Source organism: Pseudomonas putida, assembly GCF_050990305.1.
Classification (GTDB): domain Bacteria; phylum Pseudomonadota; class Gammaproteobacteria; order Pseudomonadales; family Pseudomonadaceae; genus Aquipseudomonas; species Aquipseudomonas putida_AH.
Window position 1 is genome coordinate 5,455,011 of the sequence record NZ_CP158817.1, and the last position, 18,569, is coordinate 5,473,579.

The window sequence follows — 18,569 nt, forward strand, 5'->3', positions numbered from 1 at the left end:
GAGTCTCCCGGATGAACCATCAAGCCTCAAAGGGCTCGATCAGCCTGCTGGCCGGCGCGATGCTGCTGGCCAGTGCCGCTGCCTTCGCCAATGTGGAGCCGGCCGCCCCCCAACAGGGCAAGCCGGCCACCATGGCCAAGGAACTGCAACAGGCCAAGACCTACACCGTCAGCAGCGCACCGACCGCACCGCTGGAACTGGACACGCCGAAGCTGCCGGACCTTTCGGGCTACACCGCCGAGGCCGTCGCCGCGAAAATCGTGCGCAGCAAAGCAGGCAAAGTCAGCGTGCGCCGCATGATGCAGGAAGACGCCTTGAAGGACTTCATCGGCGGCGACAACAAGATGGCCGAGTGGGTCGTGCGCCAGCACGGCATCCCCCAGGCGATCTTCGTCGACGACGGCTACATGAACTTCAAGGACCTGGCGAAGAAGCAGCCCAAGTACATCATCGAGACCGCGCCAGGCGTGTACCTGGCGAAGTTGCCGATCGTGGTCGGCCGTCACGGCATCCTGGAAATCGACAAGCAGACCCAGGAGTTGCGCCTGTCCCAGGAGGCCGGTTCGTTCCTGGTCAACGACGGTCAGTTGTTTGTGCGTGACACCAAAATCACCGGCTGGCGCGAGAAGGACAACGGCCCGGCCACGTTCAACTCGCCCAAGGAATTCCGTCCGTTCCTGCTGGCCTGGGGTGGCACCGAGACCTACATCGCCAACAGCAAGATGGCCAGCTTCGGCTACGCCAACAGTAAGTCCTACGGCGTGAGTATTTCCCAGTACACGCCGAACATGGCCAAGGTGCTCAAGCGACCGATGCCGACCGGCTGGATCGTCGGCTCCGAGTTCTCGGACATGTGGTACGGCTTCTACTGCTACGAAACCCGCGATTTCGTGGTCAAGGGTAATACCTACAAAGACAACATCGTCTACGGCATCGACCCCCATGACCGCTCGCACGGTCTGATCATCGCCGACAATACGGTGCACGGGACCAAGAAGAAGCACGGGATCATTATTTCCCGTGAGGTCAACGACAGCTTCATCTTCAACAACCGCACCTTCGACAACAAGCTGTCCGGCATCGTGATCGACCGTAACAGCGTCAACAACCTGATCGCCCACAACGAGGTTTACCAGAACCACACCGACGGCATCACCCTCTACGAGAGTGCCGACAACCTGTTGTGGGGCAACAAGGTATTGAGCAACCGCCGCCACGGCATCCGCATTCGTAACAGTGTGAACATTCGCCTGTACGAAAACGTCGCCATGGCCAACGGCCTGACGGGCGTCTACGGGCACATCAAAGACCTCTCCAACACTGACCGTGACATCAAGCTCGACCCGTTCGACGCCGAGGTGTCACTGATCGTGGTCGGCGGTGAACTGGCGGCCAATGGCAGTGGCCCGCTGTCCATCGACTCACCGTTGAGCGTGGAGCTGTACCGCGTGTCCATGCTCGCCCCGACCAAATCCAGCGGCATCAGCTTTTCGGGGATTCTCGGTGAGCGCCAGGATGAAATTCTCGACCTGCTGGTGCGCCAGCAGAAAGCCGTGCTGATCGACCCTGTCGAACGCCAGACCGAAATGCGGGACTGAGGATAATTTTATGCACCCACACTTGATCAAATTACTCAGCCTGTCGGCCCTGACCGCCGGCATTCTCGCCGCCAGCAACGGCGCGCGTGCCGACGAAGTACAAGCGCCCAAGTTCTCGGCAGAGCCGTGCTGCAGCCTGTGCCCGGCCGCCCACGATGCGAAGAACTACACCACCCGCTACCAGCAAAACTTCACCACGCTGGTGCAGGCCCAGGGCGATTGGTTGTTCCGTACGCAAGAAGATTTGCGCACTGAATTCGACACCACCCCCGCCGGCTATAAACGCATGAAACAGCTGCACGATGCGTTCAAGAGCAAGGGTGTGGAACTGGTTGTTGTGTATCAACCGACCCGTGGCCTGGTGAACCGCAACAAGTTGAATCCGGCGGAAAAAGCCAGCTTCGATTTCGACAAGGCGCTGCGCAACTACAAGACCATGCTCGGCCGTTTCGCCGCCATGGGTTACGTGGTGCCGGACCTGTCGCCGCTGACCAACGAGTCGCTGCCCGATACCCTGCCGGCCCACGATTTCTACTTCCGCGGCGACCAACACTGGACCCCGTACGGCGCCCAGCGCACGGCGAAAATCGTTGCCGAAAAGGTCAAGCAGCTGCCTGAATTCGCCGACATTCCCAAACGTGAATTCGAGACCCATAAGTCGGGTCGCATGGGCAAGACCGGAACATTGCACAACATGGCCGGTCAACTCTGTGGCACCAGCTACGCGATCCAGTACATGGATCAATTCACCACCGAGCCCAAGGGCGAAGCAGGCGATGGCGATCTGTTCGGCGATTCCGGCAACCCGCAGATCACCCTCGTGGGCACCTCCCACAGTGGCAAGAACTACAACTTCGCCGGTTTCCTCGAAGAGGCCATCGGCGCCGACATTCTCAACGTGGCGTTCCCCGGCGGCGGTCTGGAAGGTTCGATGCTGCAGTACTTGGGCAGCGACGAGTTCCAGAAGAACCCGCCGAAGATTCTCATCTGGGAATTCTCGCCGCTCTACCGCCTGGACCAGGAAACCATCTACCGCCAGATGATGGCGCTGCTGGACAACGGTTGCGAAGGCAAGGCTGCACAAATGTCCGGCAGCACCACGCTCAAGCCGGGCAAAAACGAGTTGATGGTCAACAGCAACAACCTCGATCTGCGTAACAGCAGTCACCAGGTCGACATCCGCTTCGCCGACACCTCGGTGAAAACCCTGCAAGCCACCCTCTGGTACATGAACGGGCGCCACGAGGACATCAAGATCGAAAAACCGGAAACCTCCGAAACCGACGGACGTTTCGCCTTCGAGTTGCGCACGGACGAAGACTGGGCCTCGCAGAACCTGCTGGCCGTCGAAGTCCAGGGGCCTGAAAAACCAGGCGCCGCGCCGCAGAAGGTCGACGCGAAAATCTGCAAACGCAACGTATTCCCGGGCGCGGAGCAACGTACTGCTTCGGCCGGGCAATGAGGTCTGCCATGCGATATCCGAAACTTGCAACTCTGACGCTCTTGAGCCTGGCGATGTTCGCCGCAACCACCCAAGCGGCCGCGCCTCTGCGTCCGCCTCAGGGGTACTTCGCACCCATCGAGAAAGTCAAAACCGGTGACAACGGCGAAGGCTGCGATGCGATGCCGACGCCGTATACCGGCTCGCTGCAATTTCGCAGCAAGTACGAAGGCTCGGACAAGGCCCGCGCGACCCTGAACGTGCAATCGGAAAAAGCCTTCCGCGACAGCACCGCCGACATCACCAAAATCGAGCGCGGCACCAGCAAGCGAGTCATGCAGTTCATGCGTGACGGCCGTCCGGAACAACTGGAATGTACGCTCAATTGGCTGACGGGCTGGGCCAAGGCCGATGCGTTGATGTCCAAGGACTTCAACCACACCGGCAAGTCGATGCGTAAATGGGCGCTGGGCAGCATGGCGTCGTCTTACATTCGCCTGAAATTCTCCGATTCCCATCCGCTGGCCAACCACCAGCAAGAGTCGCAACTGATCGAAGCCTGGTTCAGCAAAATGGCCGACCAGGTGGTCAGCGACTGGGACAACCTGCCGCTGGAAAAAACCAACAACCACTCGTACTGGGCTGCCTGGTCGGTGATGGCAACCTCCATCGCCACTAACCGCCGCGACCTGTTCGATTGGGCCGTGAAGGAATACAAGGTTGGCGCCAACCAGGTCGACGCCGATGGCTACCTGCCCAACGAACTCAAGCGCCAGCAACGGGCGCTGGCCTACCACAACTACGCCCTGCCGCCGCTGGCGATGATCGCCAGTTTCGCCCAGGTCAACGGTGTGGATCTGCGTCAGGAAAACAATGGCGCCCTGAAACGCCTGGGCGACCGCGTACTCGCTGGGGTCAAGGACCCTGACGAATTCGAGCAGAAAAACGGCAAGAAACAGGACATGACCGACCTGAAGGAGGACATGAAATTCGCCTGGCTCGAACCGTTCTGCACGCTCTACACCTGCTCGGCGGATGTGCTGCAGAAGAAACATTCGATGCAGCCGTTCAAGACCTTCCGCCTCGGCGGTGACCTGACCAAGGTTTACGACCCGGCCAATGAAAAAGGCAAAGGTTCGTAGGAGCCGGCTTGCTGGCGATTGGGACTACACGGTGTACCTGACACACCGTGTCGCCCCAATCGCCAGCAAGCCGGCTCCTACAGAGAATTGTTGAGGCTTTGATTGCAATGCATCCCCCGTTTTTTGTGGGGGGGTTGGGGGGGCCGTTGGCCCTTGACTGTTGGTTAAAAGCGTAGGAGCCAGCTTGCTGGCGATTGGAACAACACGGTGTACCTGACACACCGCCATCGCTGGCAAGCCAGCTCCTACACATTAAACAAGGAGAGATCGGGATGGTTTTTTCATCCAACGTGTTCCTGTTTTTGTTCTTGCCGATCTTCCTCGGCTTGTACTACCTGAGCGGGCAACGCTATCGCAATTTGCTGCTGCTGATCGCCAGCTACGTGTTCTACGCCTGGTGGCGTGTGGACTTTTTGGCGCTGTTTGCCGCCGTCACATTGTGGAACTACTGGATCGGCCTGCGCGTCGGCGCCCCCGGGGTCAAGACCCAACCGGCACAGCGCTGGCTGCTGCTCGGCGTGGCCGTCGACTTGTGCATCCTGGGCTACTTCAAGTACGCCAACTTCGGTGTGGACAGCATCAACGCGATGATGACTTCCGTCGGTCTGGAACCTTTCATCCTGACCCACGTGCTGTTGCCGATCGGGATCTCGTTCTACATCTTCGAGTCCATCAGCTACATCATCGACGTCTACCGTGGCGACACCCCGGCGACCCGAAACCTGATCGACTTCGCGGCGTTCGTGGCGATCTTCCCGCACCTGATCGCCGGCCCCGTGTTGCGCTTTCGCGACCTGGCCGATCAGTTCAACAACCGCACCCACACCCTCGACAAATTCTCCGAGGGCTGCACGCGGTTCATGCAGGGTTTCATCAAGAAAGTCTTCATCGCCGACACCCTCGCGGTGGTGGCCGACCATTGCTTCGCCCTGCAAAACCCGACCACGGGCGATGCCTGGCTCGGCGCCCTGGCGTACACCGCGCAGTTGTATTTCGACTTCTCCGGTTACAGCGACATGGCCATCGGCCTGGGTCTGATGATGGGTTTCCGCTTCATGGAAAACTTCAAGCAGCCCTACGTCAGCCAGTCGATCACCGAGTTCTGGCGCCGCTGGCACATCAGCCTGTCCACCTGGCTGCGCGACTACCTGTACATCACCCTGGGCGGCAACCGCAAAGGCACGCTGATGACCTATCGCAACCTGTTCCTGACCATGCTGCTCGGTGGTCTGTGGCACGGCGCGAACATCACCTACATCGTCTGGGGCGCGTGGCACGGCATGTGGCTGGCGATTGAAAAAGCCATCGGCCTGAACACCACGCCACGCAGCTTCAACCCGATCCGCTGGGCACTGACCTTCCTGCTGGTGGTGATGGGCTGGGTGATTTTCCGTGCCGAGAACCTGCACGTAGCTGGTCGTATGTACGGCGCGATGTTCAGCTTCGGCGACTGGTCGCTGTCGGAACTCAACCAGGCCAGCCTCACCGGCCTGCAAGTGGCGACGTTGATCGTGGCTTACGTGACATTGGCGTTCTTCGGCCTGCGCGATTTCTACACCAATCAGCCGCCGGTCAAGACCAAGCCTGCCGTGAATGTCGATGTCGATGGCCCGGCCGCCGCGACCACCGGCACGATCAAGGCCGTGCCTGGGGATAACCCGGCGAGCATCCACCAGCCTGGCTACACCGGGGGCGTGGAAGCGCAGGTGCAACCGGCTTACTGGACCGCTAACTGGTCGCGCTACGTGATGCGTGCGCTGGTGCTGCTGCTGTTCATCGCCTCGATTCTCAAACTCTCGGCGCAAAGCTTCTCGCCGTTCCTTTACTTCCAGTTCTGAGGGATCTGACCATGACCCGCTCATTACGCATCTTCTACATCGCCCTGTTTCTGGTGACGCTGCTGGCCCTGGGCCTGTGGTCGGTCCGCAGCTTCCTGGGCTTCAGCACCAACGCCGACGCGACGGTGCTCAATGGCCGCTGGACCAAGGCAGTAGAGACGCACTACGACGACGAATTTCCGATCAAGCGACTGGGCACCAACCTCTGGGCGGCGCTGGATTTCAAACTGTTCAACGAAGGTCGTCCGGGCGTGGTGCTCGGTCGCGACCAGTGGCTGTACAGCGATGAAGAATTCCATCCGGTGGTCAACGAAGAGTTGAACCTGCAAGGTAACTACGCGCTGGTCGAAGGCGTGCGCCAGACCCTGAAAGCCAAAGGTGTGCAACTGGTGATGGCAGTGGTACCGGCCAAGGTGCGCCTGTACCCGGAACATCTCGGCGAGGTGAAACCGGCGAGCATCCACACCAATTTGTACAAGGACTTCCACCAGCGCCTGGCCGCCGACCGGATTCCGGCACCGGACCTGCTCGGTCCGTTGCAAGCCGCCAAGAACGACGGCAAGCAAGTGTTCCTGCGCACCGATACGCACTGGACTCCGGAAGGCGCCGAAATCGCCGCCAACCGCCTGGCCAAGACCATTGCTGACAAGTTCCCGCTGAGCGGCGAGCCGCAAAACTTCGTCACCGAACCTGCAGAGAAGGTCACGCACAAGGGCGACCTGCGTCTGTTCCTGCCGCTGGACCCGCTGTTCGAAAACCTGATGCCGGCGCAAGAACCTTTGCAAAAGCGCAACACCGTGGCCGCAGTCAGCCAGCCTGCCGGTGACGACGCGCTGTTCGCCAACACCGAAGTACCCGTCGCGCTGATCGGCACCAGCTACAGCGCCAACCCTAACTGGAACTTCGTCGGCGCGCTCAAGCAAGCCCTGCACAGCGACGTGGTCAATTACGCCGAAGACGGCCACGGCCCGATCCTGCCGATGCTCAGCTACCTCAAAAGCGACGCTTTCAAGAACAGCCCGCCCCAGGTGCTGATCTGGGAGTTCCCTGAACGATATCTGCCTGTGAACAACGAAATCGGCGACGCCGACCCGCAGTGGGTCGCAGAGCTTAAACAAGCCGGCGCCCGCCAACAAAACGTAGCCGCAAACACTAAATCCGAGACGCCCGACCGGGCGCAAAACTGAAAGAGAGAGGTAATCCCATGACTTTCACTACTACTCCTCGTCGTCTCGCCAAGACCTTTGCATTGGTTGCTGGTATGAGTGTGCTCTCGATGCAGGCCTTCGCCGGTGGCGATGCTGCGCTGTATGGCCCGACCGCGCCGAAAGGCTCGACCTTCGTACGTATCTACAACGCCAGCAGCGCCGAAGTCAGCGCCACCGTCGGCAGCACCAACCTGAGCGACGTCGCGCCGCTGTCGAGCAGTGACTTCAGCTTCATGCCGGGCGGTGATTACAGCGCCAAGGTCGGCAGCCAGACGCTGCCGGTGAAACTGGCCGGCGACCACTATTACACCTTGGTCAACAACGCCAGCGGCGCGCCGCAACTGATCGAAGAGCCGCCGTTCAAGAACAAACAGAAATCCCTGGTGCGCGTGCAGAACCTCAGCGACAAGTCGCTGACCCTGAAGACCGCCGACGGCAAGACCGACGTGGTGCCGAACGTGGCCGCCAAGGGCCGTGGCGAGCGTGAAATCAACCCGGTGAAAGTCAGCCTGGCGCTATACGATGGCGCAACGAAAGTCGGCGACGTAAAGCCAGTCGCCCTGGAACGCGGTGAAGCCGCGGTGCTGTACGTCACCGGCAGCGGCAGCAGCCTGTCGCCGGTCTGGGTCAAGCGCCCGGTATCGACGCGCTAAACATTTTCCCGGATTGCTCCCCTGGACCGCTGAAAAAACGCGGTCCCCCGTAGGAGCCGGCTTGCTGGCGATGGCGTCCTCAAGGGCCCCATCGCCAGCAAGCCGGCTCCTACAGAGGGCGAGGGCAATCCGACTCGAAACAAAAACAAGAGTGAAACGACACAACGTTCGTAGCTCTAACCAAACGATTTGCAAGGAGTAACAACATGATTCCGGTGATCTTGTCAGGTGGTAGTGGCTCACGTCTTTGGCCGCTTTCCCGTAAGCAGTTCCCTAAACAGTTCCTGGCCCTGACCGGCGAGCACACGTTGTTCCAGCAAACCCTGGAGCGCCTGGTGTTCGAAGGCATGGACACCCCGATCGTGGTCTGCAACAAGGACCACCGTTTCATCGTCAACGAGCAACTGGCCGCCCGCAAGCTGGAAACCCAGCGCATCCTGATGGAACCGTTCGGCCGCAACACCGCGCCGGCCGTGGCCCTGACCGCGATGATGCTGGTCAATGAAGGTCGTGACGAGTTGATGCTGGTGCTGCCGGCCGACCACGTGCTGGAAGATCAGAAAGCCCTGCAACGCGCCCTGGCCCTGGCCACCGTTGCCGCCGAAAACGGTGAAATGGTGCTGTTCGGCGTGCCGGCCACCAAACCGGAAACCGGTTACGGCTACATCAAGTCGACCAACGACTCGCTGCTGCCCGAAGGCGTCAGCCGCGTCTCGCACTTCGTCGAAAAACCTGACGTCAAACGTGCCACCGAGTACGTCCAGTCCGGCGGTTACTTCTGGAACAGCGGCATGTTCCTGTTCCGCGCCAGCCGTTTCCTGGAAGAGCTGAAAAAGCATGATCCGGACATCTACGACACCTGCCTGCTGACCCTGGAACGCAGCCAGCAGGACGCCGACACCGTCTCCCTCGACGAAGCCACCTTCGCCTGCTGCCCGGACAACTCCATCGACTACTCGGTGATGGAAAAAACCCAGCGCGCCTGCGTGGTGCCGCTGACCGCCGGCTGGAGCGATGTCGGCTGCTGGTCGTCGTTGTGGGAGGTCAACCCGAAAGACGCCAACGGCAACGTCACCAAAGGCGATGTGGTGGTCCAGGACAGCCGCAACTGCATGATCCACGGCAACGGCAAACTGGTGTCGGTGATCGGCCTGGAAAACATCGTGGTCGTCGAAACCAAGGACGCCATGATGATCGCGCACAAGGACAAGGTCCAAGGCGTTAAACAGATGGTCAACACCCTCAACGAACAGGGTCGCAGCGAGACTCAGAACCACTGCGAAGTCTATCGTCCGTGGGGCTCCTACGACTCGGTGGACATGGGCGGGCGCTTCCAGGTCAAGCACATCTCGGTCAAGCCGGGTGCGTGCCTGTCGCTGCAGATGCACCACCACCGCGCCGAGCACTGGATCGTCGTCAGCGGCACCGCCGAGGTGACCTGCGATGAAAACGTGTTCCTGTTGACCGAGAACCAGTCGACCTACATCCCGATTGCCTCGGTTCACCGTTTGCGCAATCCGGGCAAGATCCCGCTGGAAATCATCGAAGTGCAATCGGGCAGCTACCTGGGCGAAGACGATATCGAGCGGTTTGAAGATATCTACGGTCGTTCGACCCCGATCGAGCGCGGCGTGTCGGTGAAAACCATCGCGCAGTAAACCTCTGTAGACCTTGAGCCCCTGACCGGCCTGCTGCGTCCCCTATCCGCAGCGGGTTGGTCAGGGGCTTTTTTTCAAGCAAGAGCAAAAGATCGCAGCCTTCGGCAGCTCCTACAGGGGATTGCGGTCACTGTAGGAGCTGCCGAAGGCTGCGATCTTTTGACTTTGCTTCTCCCATCGCCAACCTCACCCGCGCTTAGGTACGATGGTCTCCCCATCCCCGAGGTTTGCGCCCCATGTTCATCGGCATCCTGCTGGTCATTACCTGGGTGATCCTGTTGCTGCGCTATCCCGCCAAGGCCCTGCCGGTTTCCCTGGCCGCCGCCGTCGGCCTGGGTATCGTCGCCACCTGGGTGATCTGGATGGACCACCGCGAACTCAAGCAACTGCAGCGCCTGGAATTGCGCATCAGCTACGCACCGCAACAATGCCCCGCCGACCGTCCGCTGAAATTGACCCTGAACAATGGCAACGACGTGCCGCTGACCGAGCTGCGCTGGCGAGTCACCGCTTATGCGCCGGGCGACACGGTCAACCTGGCCGACAATCAATACACCGCCCCGCGCTACCGCGGCCCCGGCGAATTGCAGGCCGGTGGCAATTGGGAAGACTGTTTGCCCCTACCGCCACTGCGACCCGGCTACCGTCCGGAAACCCTGGAGTTTCGCGCCGAGCGTTTGCAGGGTAGTTTCTCCGACTAAACAGCTCCGACTGACTTGATTTCCCACTCTTTGCACAAGGAACGCGCCATGCCTGTTGCGTTGATCACCGGTTGTTCCAGCGGCATCGGCCGCGCCCTCGCCGATGTATTCAAAACGGTCGGTTACGAAGTCTGGGCCACTGCACGCAGGGCTGAAGATGTCGCCCTGTTGAGCGCTGCCGGCTTCACCGCCGTGCAACTGGATGTCAATGACGGTCAGGCACTTGAACAGTTGAGCGAACGGATCAACCAGCAGCACGGCGGCCTCGATGTGCTGATCAACAACGCCGGTTACGGTGCCATGGGTCCTTTGCTCGATGGCGGCGTGCAGGCGATGCAGCGCCAATTCGAAACCAATGTCTTTGCCATCGTCGGTGTAACCCGTGCCTTGTTTCCGGTGTTACGCCGGGCCAAAGGAATCGTGGTGAACATCGGCAGCGTTTCAGGGGTGTTGGTCACGCCGTTCGCGGGCGCTTACTGCGCGTCCAAGGCTGCCGTGCATGCCTTGAGCGATGCCTTGCGCATGGAGCTGGCGCCGTTTGGCGTGCATGTCATGGAAGTGCAGCCTGGCGCCATTGCCTCAAGCTTTGCCAAGAACGCCGGCCACGAGGCCGAGCAACTGATCAGTGAACAATCGCCCTGGTTCCCGTTGCGTGAAGGTATTCGCGCACGGGCCAAGGCGTCCCAGGACAACCCGACCCCAGCCAGTGAATTTGCAGCTGGATTGCTCAAGGCCGTGCAGCAGAGCAAGCCACCGCGGCTGGTGCGGCTGGGCAATGGCAGCCGGGCGCTGCCGCTGCTGGCGGGGTTGGTACCCAAGGGTTTGCTGGAATCGACATTGATGAAGCGGTTCGGATTGCGTGGGCAGCTCTGAGACCGCGTCGCGGCCTTCGCGGGCAAGCCTCGCTCCTAAGGAACGGTAGGTGTCGCGGATAGTGTGAGCGACACAGGACCTGTAGGAGCGAGGCTTGCCCGCGATGGCGCCAGAACAAACACCACAGAATTTGAGGAATCACCATGACCGACTACACCGACTACTTCGACGAAGTGATCCAGGCCCACGTCGCCATCGAAAAATGGCTGGCCGAGGAGCAGGACATGTCGGAACTGGATCACCTACTGAGCCGTTTCTCGCCACAGTTTTCCATGGTCTCGCCCTTGGGCCGGGTGCTGGACTTCGACGCGCTGAACGAACTGTTCACCCTGGCGGGCGGCAAGAAACTCGGCTTTCGCATCCAGCTCAGCGAGCTGAGTGGCCTCGCACTGCACGATGCCGGCGCGACAGTGAGTTATCGCGAACAACAGACCGACGCTACCGGCCTACACTCCGATCGCCGCTCGACCGTGGTATTCGAGAAGGTCGATGGCAAGATCCTTTGGCGGCATTTGCAGGAAACGTTCTGCTGAGCACTTCAATCACCCGCCCCCTGTAGGAGCGAGCATGCTCGCGATGGACGATAGAACACCGCGGGGCATCGGGCTTCCAGCGTTATCGTTGACGTCCATCGCGAGCATGCTCGCTCCTACAGGGGCAGGGTTAAATCGGTTTGACCACCACCGTGCAAGTAATCCCCGCCGCCAACAGCACCCCTTCCGGTACTTCATCAATGTGAATCCGCACCGGCACCCGTTGCGCCAATCTCACCCAGTTGAAGGTCGGGTTCACATCAGCAATCAGCTCGCGGCTTTCCGGGTTGTCGCGGTCGTAGATGCCGCGCGAAATGCTTTCCACATGCCCCTTGAGCACTTCACCGCTCATCAGTTGCATGTCGGCCTTATCGCCCACCCGCACGTGGGGCAGTTTGGTTTCTTCAAAGAAGCCGTAGACCCAGAACGAGTTCATGTCGACCACGGCCATTTTCGCTTCGCCAATGCGCGCATAGTCGCCGCGATGCACATTAAGGTTGGTTACGTAACCGTCCACCGCCGCGCGGACTTCCGTGCGCTTGAGGTTCAACTCGGCGGCTTCCAGTTGCGCCTGGGCCTGTTGATAGTCGGCCAGGGCCGAGTCGGCGATGTTGCTGGCGTCGTCGCGGTTTTCCTTGGAGATCACCAGGTTGTCCAGGTCCGCACGGCGATGAGCATTGACCTTGCGCATCTCCCACGTCGCCTTGCGCGAGGCCACCAGCGACTGCGCCTGCTTCACCGCGAGGCGGTAGTGCTCGGGGTCGATCTGCATCAGCAGGTCGCCCTTCTTCACCAGCTGGTTGTCACGCACCGGCACATCCACCACTTCGCCGGTGACGTCGGCGGCGACGTTGATGATGTCGGCACGCACCCGACCGTCGCGGGTCCACGGGGTTTCCATGTAGTGCACCCAGAGGGTGCGACCGGTCCATATCGCCAGGGCGAGTACCAGCAGGGTCGCAAGCAGGCTGAAAAACTTTTTCATCAGAGTGTTCTCAACGGTAGACAGTCAGCGCCATGGCGCCGAACAGACAGGTAAACAGACTCAGGCGCAGCAAAGCCGGGTGCCAGAAGAAGCGGTACAAATCGAACCCGGAGAAAAACCGGTCAAGCCCCCAGGCAAGCGCGGCGGCGATCAAAAACATCAGGGTCATGGTCGGCATGTACACGCCGTGGAAGGCGATTTCACGGGGCATGTACACGCCGTGGAAGGCGATTTCACGGGGCATGTGCAAGTCCTTGAGGCTTGGCGGCGGGTGAGTACCTGGACAGCGGCGATTGCGGGTCCAGCAACGAAGTTCGGATGAAGTGCAGGTAGCTTTTGACCCGGCGCAACGCCGACGTGTCGAAGTGCGGGGCGAAGGGTTCATCGGTGGCTTGCACGCGGCTGATCGCATGATCGACCGCCACCAAGGCGCGCTCCAGATTGCTTTGCCCCGGTTGCAGAAACAGCCGCACCAGCGCCCGGCCCATCACCCGGATCGACTGACGCCACGGCTGGGATTCGGCATAGGCCGGATGCACCGGTAGCGTCGCCTGTTCCTTGCGCAACTCGATGATCGCGTGGCCGATCTCCAGCACCACGAACATCCAGCGCAGCAAATTGCGCTGCACTTGTGGCTGCCCCGCCGCGAAGCCGTAGGCCTGATGCACCAGGTCGCGAGTGCGGCTTTCGAAGCTCGACGCCAGCCCCTTGAGTTTGCCGCTGATGGCGTACACCACTTGGCCGCGCAGATCCTGCTCCAAACGCCGCCACAACCAACGGCTGTTGGGCGGCAGAATGATCGCCCCTGCCGCCGCGCAGACCAGCATGCCGATCACCATGGCGATGTAGTCATTGATGAAGGTGTAGGGGTTGTAGACCGTGAGGTTGTCCGGCACTGAACCCATACTGAAGAAGATCAGCAAACCCACACCGACCCCGGCGTATTGCGGCCGCGATGCCAGAAACGCGCCGAACACGAAGACCGGTGCGAGCATCACGCACAGCAAGGGGAAGCCATCGATCCACGGATAGATGAAAAACATCTCGGCGAAACCGATCAACGCGCCAAGAAAGGTGCCGCAGGCCATCTGGAATGACATGCGCTTGGGGTTCGGCGTGGCGGCGGACAAGCCCACGGTAGCGGCGGCCACCAAGGTCATGGTCGCCCCGCTTGGCCAGGCGGTGGCCACCCAATAACTGCCCAGCACCACCAGAATGAACGCAGCACGAATACCCGACGCGGCAGCGGCCAGCCAGTTGGTTTGCGGGGTGAAGGGTTCATCCCACTGTTCGCGCTCGTGGCTGTGATCGGCCAGCGACGCGTGGGTCTGTGCATAACTGTGCAAGTCATCGACGAAGCGATAGAGCAGTTCGTACGCGGTGTGGAAATCCAGTTGCTCGGCGTCGCTCGGGCCACTCTCCTGGAAGACCGCCCGCAGGCTGCGCACCCGCGCCGGTAAGTCCGCCTTGTAAGCCGTCAACGCCGTGACCAGCCGTGCCGCATCGGCGCTGGTCAGGGCTCGGCCGCTGAAGCCATCGAGCAGTTCGGCCAGATCCTGCAGGCCCGGTTTGATCGCTGCTGCCACATGATCAGCACCGTTGCTGCGCAGGCGTTCCAGCAACTGGTGCAAGGCATTGAAGCGGGTGCTGATGCCCATGAACTCGCTGTTCAGGCGACTGAGTCGACCGTTACGCCGACGCATGTGCGGGTCTTCGAACACGGTGACGCTGCGCAGGCCTTCCAGGCCCACCGCCTCGGCGATGAAGCGCACGTTGCCGGCTTCGAACGCCTCTTGCTTGCTGCGCCCGCGCAAGCCGTCGGTGACGAACAGGGCGAACACGCCAAAGCGCTGGTACAAGGCATTGCGCATGGCGGCACTGGAGGTTTGCGGCAGGATCGCGGCGCTGACCAGGGTCGAGCAGAGAATCCCCAGGGAGATTTCCAGCACCCGCCAGACTGCCGCCATGAAGGCGCCTTCGGGGTGCGCCAGCGCCGGCAATCCGACCATCGCGGCGGTGTAACCGGCGAGCACGAAACCATAGGCGCGAAAGTTGCGACTGCGGGCCGCACCGGCCGTGCAGATGCCGACCCAGATCGCCAGCGCGCCGAGGAACAGCTCAGTGTTCTGCGCGAATAACGCAATCAGCGCCACCATCACCGCCGACCCGGCCAGGGTGCCGAGGAAGCGGTAGAAACTCTTGGCGAACACCTGGCCGCTTTGTGGCTGCATGACGATGAACACGGTGATCATCGCCGTGCGCGGTTGCGGCAGCTCCAGGCGCATGGCCAGCCAAAGCGTCAGGAACGCGGCGATCAGCACCTTGAAAATGTACACCCAGGTCACGCCATCGCTGCGTGCCCAGTCGAAGAAACCCCGGCGCCATTCCAGGGAGTACAGCCAGCGCAAAGGGGCGGGCATGGGGGTCATCAAATCCTGCTCATCATCAAAAAAAGCATGCCTGCGGCCGGAGAGCTTTTGTGGTGAGGGGATTTAGCGAAACGTCGCACCGCCCCGTTCGGCTGCGCAGCAGTCGTAAACCCGACAAATGCAGTTTTACTGCTGAAACGCGGTTGCAGCTTTTGGGGCCGCTTCGCGACCCAACGGGGATAAATCCCCTCGCCACAAAAGTGAGCTCCCACGGGTTTTGTGTTCACCGTAGGAGGACCGGGGTTTTCGGGGCGGCGGTCTGGCTGTCTTTCGGCACGTCGTTGCCCGCGCCCAATCCACCGCCGAGCGCCGTCACCAGTTCGGCATGGGCACTCAACCGCGCCGCCTGCACCTGCTGCTGAACCTGCTGCTGCTTGAACAGCAATGTCTGGGCGTTGAGCACGTTGAGGTAATCGGTCAACCCGCGCTGATAGGCGATCATCGCGATGTCATAGGTCTTCTGCGCCGTGGCCACCGACTCGGCAGCGAAGGCTTGCTGCTTGTCCATCGACTCGCGGCGAATCAACTGATCGGAGATGTTCTTCAGCGCATTGACCAGGGTCTGGTTGTACTTGGCCACGGCGATGTCATAGCCGGCTGAGGCTTCACCCAACTCGGCGCGCAAACGCCCGCCATCGAAGATCGGCAAGGAAATCGCCGGTCCCACGCTGTAGTTGAGTTTCTTGCCGGTCAGGAACTCCAGTGCCCCGCCGCCGGTGGCCATGTAACCCAGGCTGCCCACCAGATCGACGTTGGGGTAGAAACCGGCATGGGCCACATCGATACCCCGGGCCTGCGCCGCCACTTGCCAGCGGCTGGCGACCACGTCCGGGCGCTGGCCGAGCAATTGCGCGGGCAATGACGACGGCAATTTCAGCGGTGCGCCCAGCGACAGCGTCGGCCGTTGCAATTGCGCACCCTCCCCCGGTCCTTTGCCTGCCAGCGCGGCCAATTGGTTGCGGCTCAGGGCGATTTCTTCGTCCAGTGCATCGATCTGCCGATGGGTTTCCGGCAACGGCGTTTCGGCCTGGCTGACTTCGAAATGCGTGCCGATACCACCGTTCAGACGTTTTTGTGCCAGATCGAGGATCTGCTGTTGCTGCTTCAAGGTCGCTTCGACGATGTCGCGCTGGGCGTAATGCAACGAGAGTTCGATGTAGACGCGCACGATGTTGTTCTGCAATTCGAGCTGGGCCTGACGCGCTTCGGCGACCGTCATGTGGGCCATGTCCACGGCACGCTCGGTGGTGTTGCTTTCGCGGCCCCAGAGGTCCAGGGCATAACTGAAGCCCAGCGCGGCGTTGTTGTCCCAGGTGGTGCTGTTGGCCAGATCACCGGGGCCATAGAACTGATCGGTGGGCCAGTTGTGACGTTTGAGGGTGGACTCGCCATTGATCTGCAGCGACTCGGCCGCTTCGGCCACGCCCGCCATGGCTTTGGCCTGACGCACCCGAGCGGCGGCCATGGCCAGGCTCGGGCTGCCTTGCACGGCGAGGTCAATCCAATGATTCAATTGCGGGTCGCCATAGGCCTGCCACCATTGGGCGGTGGGCCAGTGTGCATCCTGGGCGGCACTCTGGATGGCTTCGTCGGTGACCAGTGAATTGGCCTCCAGCGCCTTGCCCTGCGGGGCAATACCTCCGGTTCCGATGCAGCCGCTGATTGCCAGGGTTAAAGCCAGAATACTGAGCGGCGAAAGCGCTCTGCTGATGCGACGCGGCACTGCTGAAAATTCCTGAGGTGGAGAGGTTGTAGGAGCCGGCTTGCTGGCGATGGCATCGCTGCGGTGTGCAGATAGGCCGAGGTGATGCCATCGCCAGCAAGCCGGCTCCTACAGTGCTCGCAATTCTATGGGTGGGTATTACGGGCGATAAGCTGGGATTCCTGTGAATCTTTGTTACCGTTAACGAGATAATCCTTAAGTCTGGGTCTCAGGCCCTGAAACTTCGTGTCACAATTTGCCATCGAACCCGAGAGCACCCCATGGACACATTGCAAAACATGCGCGCCTTCAGTTACGTGGCCGAGGCTGGCAGCTTCACCGCCGCCGCCGTGCAACTGGACACCACCACCGCCAACGTCTCGCGCGCGGTCTCCAACCTGGAAGCCCATCTGCAAACCCGTCTGCTCAACCGAACCACCCGACGCATCGCCCTGACCGAAGCCGGCAAGCGCTACCTGCTGCGCTGCGAACAGATCCTGGCCTATGTCGAAGAAGCAGAAGCCGAAGCCAGCGACGCCCACGCACGCCCGGCCGGGCAGTTGAAAGTGCATACCATGACCGGCATCGGCCAGCACTTCGTCATCGACGCCATCGCCCGCTACCGCAAGACCCACCCGGACGTGACCTTTGACCTGACCATGGCCAACCGCGTCCCGGACCTGCTGGACGAGGGCTATGACGTGTCCATCGTGCTCGCCAGCGAACTGCCCGACTCGGGCTTCGTCTCCCAGCGCCTGGGCATCACCTACAGCATCGTTTGCGCCTCGCCGGCCTACGTCAAAGCCAACGGCTGCGCACAAAAGCCCAGCGACCTGCTCAACCACGCCTGTCTGCGCCTGGTCAGCCCGGTCATTCCCCTGGAAAAATGGGCCTTCGACGGTCCTGAAGGCCAGGAGATGGTGACGATCAACAGCTCGCCGTTCCTGGTGAACTCCGCCGACGCCATGAAAACCGCGATCATCAGCGGCATGGGCATCGGCGTACTGCCGCTGTACGCGGCCATCGACGGCCTGCGCAACGGCTCGCTGGTGCGAGTAATGCCCCAATACCGTTCACAGGAACTGAACCTGTACGCGATCTACCCATCGCGCCAGTACCTGGATGCGAAGATCAAAACCTGGGTAGAACACCTGCGTGGGTCGCTGCCGGAGCTGTTGGCCGCGCATCAGGCGGAATTGGCGGCCTATGAACTGAGCGGGAGTTTGGCGGGGGCGCGAGTGGCGAATTGATCCTTTCAGATATCGCACAATCGGTGTAGGAGCTGCCGCAGGCTGCGATCGTTTGATTTTGATTTTTAAAAGCAGATCAAACGATCGCAGCCTGCGGCAGCTCCTACATTGGATTGGATACATCCGTGAGTAACAGGTCGGCTGTCAGGCCGCCATCGCGGGCAAGCCTTGCTCCTACAAGAACAGAGCAAATCGCGAGCACCCAACCCGCTCTTCACCACTCAACAGGCCGAGTGTCAGCTCGCCTGCAGCTCTTGATCTTGATCTTGATCCACCCGCCCCTTCGGCAGGCTGAGTGGAGGCGTTCATCCGGGGATTGGCGCACAGCGCCGTTCGACGCAGTCGAACCCATCGCATGTAGGTGCCAGCGAAGCCAACCGGAGGGCGATGCCCCCGGATGAATGCCGGAGCGAAGGAACCCCGAGCTTTAGCGAGGGGCCGTACGCCGGGGCGAAGCCTTTTGGTTCCTTTTTGGCGTCTGAAAAAGGGACTCGCCGTAAGGGCGAAACCATAAGCCGCCGTTACCGAAGAAACGGATATGTCCCCCCCACCCACAGC

General features: G+C 61.0%; 15 protein-coding genes. 11 read left to right on the plus strand and 4 right to left on the minus strand.

Annotation, left to right across the window (positions count from 1 at the left end):
- Positions 1 to 11 precede the first annotated feature (11 nt).
- From algG to ABTV22_RS24775, 10 genes are all read left to right on the plus strand, one after another.
- Positions 12 to 1,598, plus strand: a complete 1,587-nt coding sequence (algG, locus tag ABTV22_RS24730; protein WP_433737030.1) for a mannuronan 5-epimerase AlgG — start codon at positions 12 to 14, stop codon at positions 1,596 to 1,598.
- Between the two features lie 10 nt (positions 1,599 to 1,608).
- Positions 1,609 to 3,060: an alginate O-acetyltransferase gene (locus ABTV22_RS24735; RefSeq protein WP_433737031.1), complete on the plus strand. Its 1,452-nt coding sequence runs from the start codon at positions 1,609 to 1,611 to the stop codon at positions 3,058 to 3,060.
- Between the two features lie 8 nt (positions 3,061 to 3,068).
- Positions 3,069 to 4,181 carry a mannuronate-specific alginate lyase gene (locus tag ABTV22_RS24740; RefSeq protein ID WP_433737032.1) on the plus strand — a complete coding sequence of 371 codons (1,113 nt, stop codon included), beginning with the start codon at positions 3,069 to 3,071 and terminating at the stop codon, positions 4,179 to 4,181.
- Positions 4,182 to 4,453: 272 nt separating this feature from the next.
- On the plus strand, positions 4,454 to 6,019 hold the full coding sequence (locus tag ABTV22_RS24745) for an MBOAT family O-acyltransferase (protein WP_433737033.1): 1,566 nt from the start codon (positions 4,454 to 4,456) through the stop codon (positions 6,017 to 6,019).
- A gap of 11 nt (positions 6,020 to 6,030) precedes the next feature.
- Positions 6,031 to 7,206, plus strand: coding sequence for an alginate O-acetyltransferase (locus tag ABTV22_RS24750; protein WP_433737034.1), 1,176 nt, complete (start codon positions 6,031 to 6,033; stop codon positions 7,204 to 7,206).
- Positions 7,207 to 7,223: 17 nt separating this feature from the next.
- Positions 7,224 to 7,880, plus strand: a complete 657-nt coding sequence (locus tag ABTV22_RS24755; protein ID WP_433737035.1) for an alginate O-acetyltransferase AlgF — start codon at positions 7,224 to 7,226, stop codon at positions 7,878 to 7,880.
- Between the two features lie 206 nt (positions 7,881 to 8,086).
- Positions 8,087 to 9,538, plus strand: coding sequence for a mannose-1-phosphate guanylyltransferase/mannose-6-phosphate isomerase (locus ABTV22_RS24760; RefSeq protein WP_433737036.1), 1,452 nt, complete (start codon positions 8,087 to 8,089; stop codon positions 9,536 to 9,538).
- A gap of 236 nt (positions 9,539 to 9,774) precedes the next feature.
- Positions 9,775 to 10,239, plus strand: a complete 465-nt coding sequence (locus tag ABTV22_RS24765; RefSeq protein WP_433737037.1) for a multidrug transporter — start codon at positions 9,775 to 9,777, stop codon at positions 10,237 to 10,239.
- A gap of 48 nt (positions 10,240 to 10,287) precedes the next feature.
- Complete coding sequence (locus ABTV22_RS24770; RefSeq protein ID WP_433737038.1) at positions 10,288 to 11,112, plus strand: SDR family oxidoreductase; 825 nt, start codon at positions 10,288 to 10,290, stop codon at positions 11,110 to 11,112.
- 143 nt (positions 11,113 to 11,255) lie between these two features.
- A complete protein-coding gene (locus ABTV22_RS24775; protein ID WP_433737039.1) occupies positions 11,256 to 11,645 on the plus strand; it encodes a DUF4440 domain-containing protein in 390 nt (129 codons plus the stop codon).
- A 130-nt stretch (positions 11,646 to 11,775) separates the two neighbouring features.
- Here the strand turns inward: ABTV22_RS24775 and ABTV22_RS24780 are convergent, their stop codons facing one another.
- The 4 genes from ABTV22_RS24780 to ABTV22_RS24795 all read right to left on the minus strand — a co-directional run bounded on the left by ABTV22_RS24780 (position 11,776) and on the right by ABTV22_RS24795 (position 16,782).
- On the minus strand, positions 11,776 to 12,630 hold the full coding sequence (locus ABTV22_RS24780; protein ID WP_433737040.1) for an efflux RND transporter periplasmic adaptor subunit: 855 nt from the start codon (positions 12,628 to 12,630) through the stop codon (positions 11,776 to 11,778).
- A 10-nt stretch (positions 12,631 to 12,640) separates the two neighbouring features.
- On the minus strand, positions 12,641 to 12,841 hold the full coding sequence (locus ABTV22_RS24785) for a DUF1656 domain-containing protein (RefSeq protein ID WP_433741503.1): 201 nt from the start codon (positions 12,839 to 12,841) through the stop codon (positions 12,641 to 12,643).
- A gap of 22 nt (positions 12,842 to 12,863) precedes the next feature.
- Positions 12,864 to 15,059, minus strand: a complete 2,196-nt coding sequence (locus tag ABTV22_RS24790; RefSeq protein WP_433737041.1) for an FUSC family protein — start codon at positions 15,057 to 15,059, stop codon at positions 12,864 to 12,866.
- 223 nt (positions 15,060 to 15,282) lie between these two features.
- A complete protein-coding gene (locus tag ABTV22_RS24795) occupies positions 15,283 to 16,782 on the minus strand; it encodes an efflux transporter outer membrane subunit (protein ID WP_433737042.1) in 1,500 nt (499 codons plus the stop codon).
- Positions 16,783 to 17,042: 260 nt separating this feature from the next.
- Here ABTV22_RS24795 and ABTV22_RS24800 point away from each other — a divergent pair, with 260 nt between their 5' ends.
- Positions 17,043 to 18,011 carry a LysR family transcriptional regulator gene (locus tag ABTV22_RS24800; protein ID WP_433737043.1) on the plus strand — a complete coding sequence of 323 codons (969 nt, stop codon included), beginning with the start codon at positions 17,043 to 17,045 and terminating at the stop codon, positions 18,009 to 18,011.
- The last annotated feature ends 558 nt before the right edge of the window (positions 18,012 to 18,569 follow it).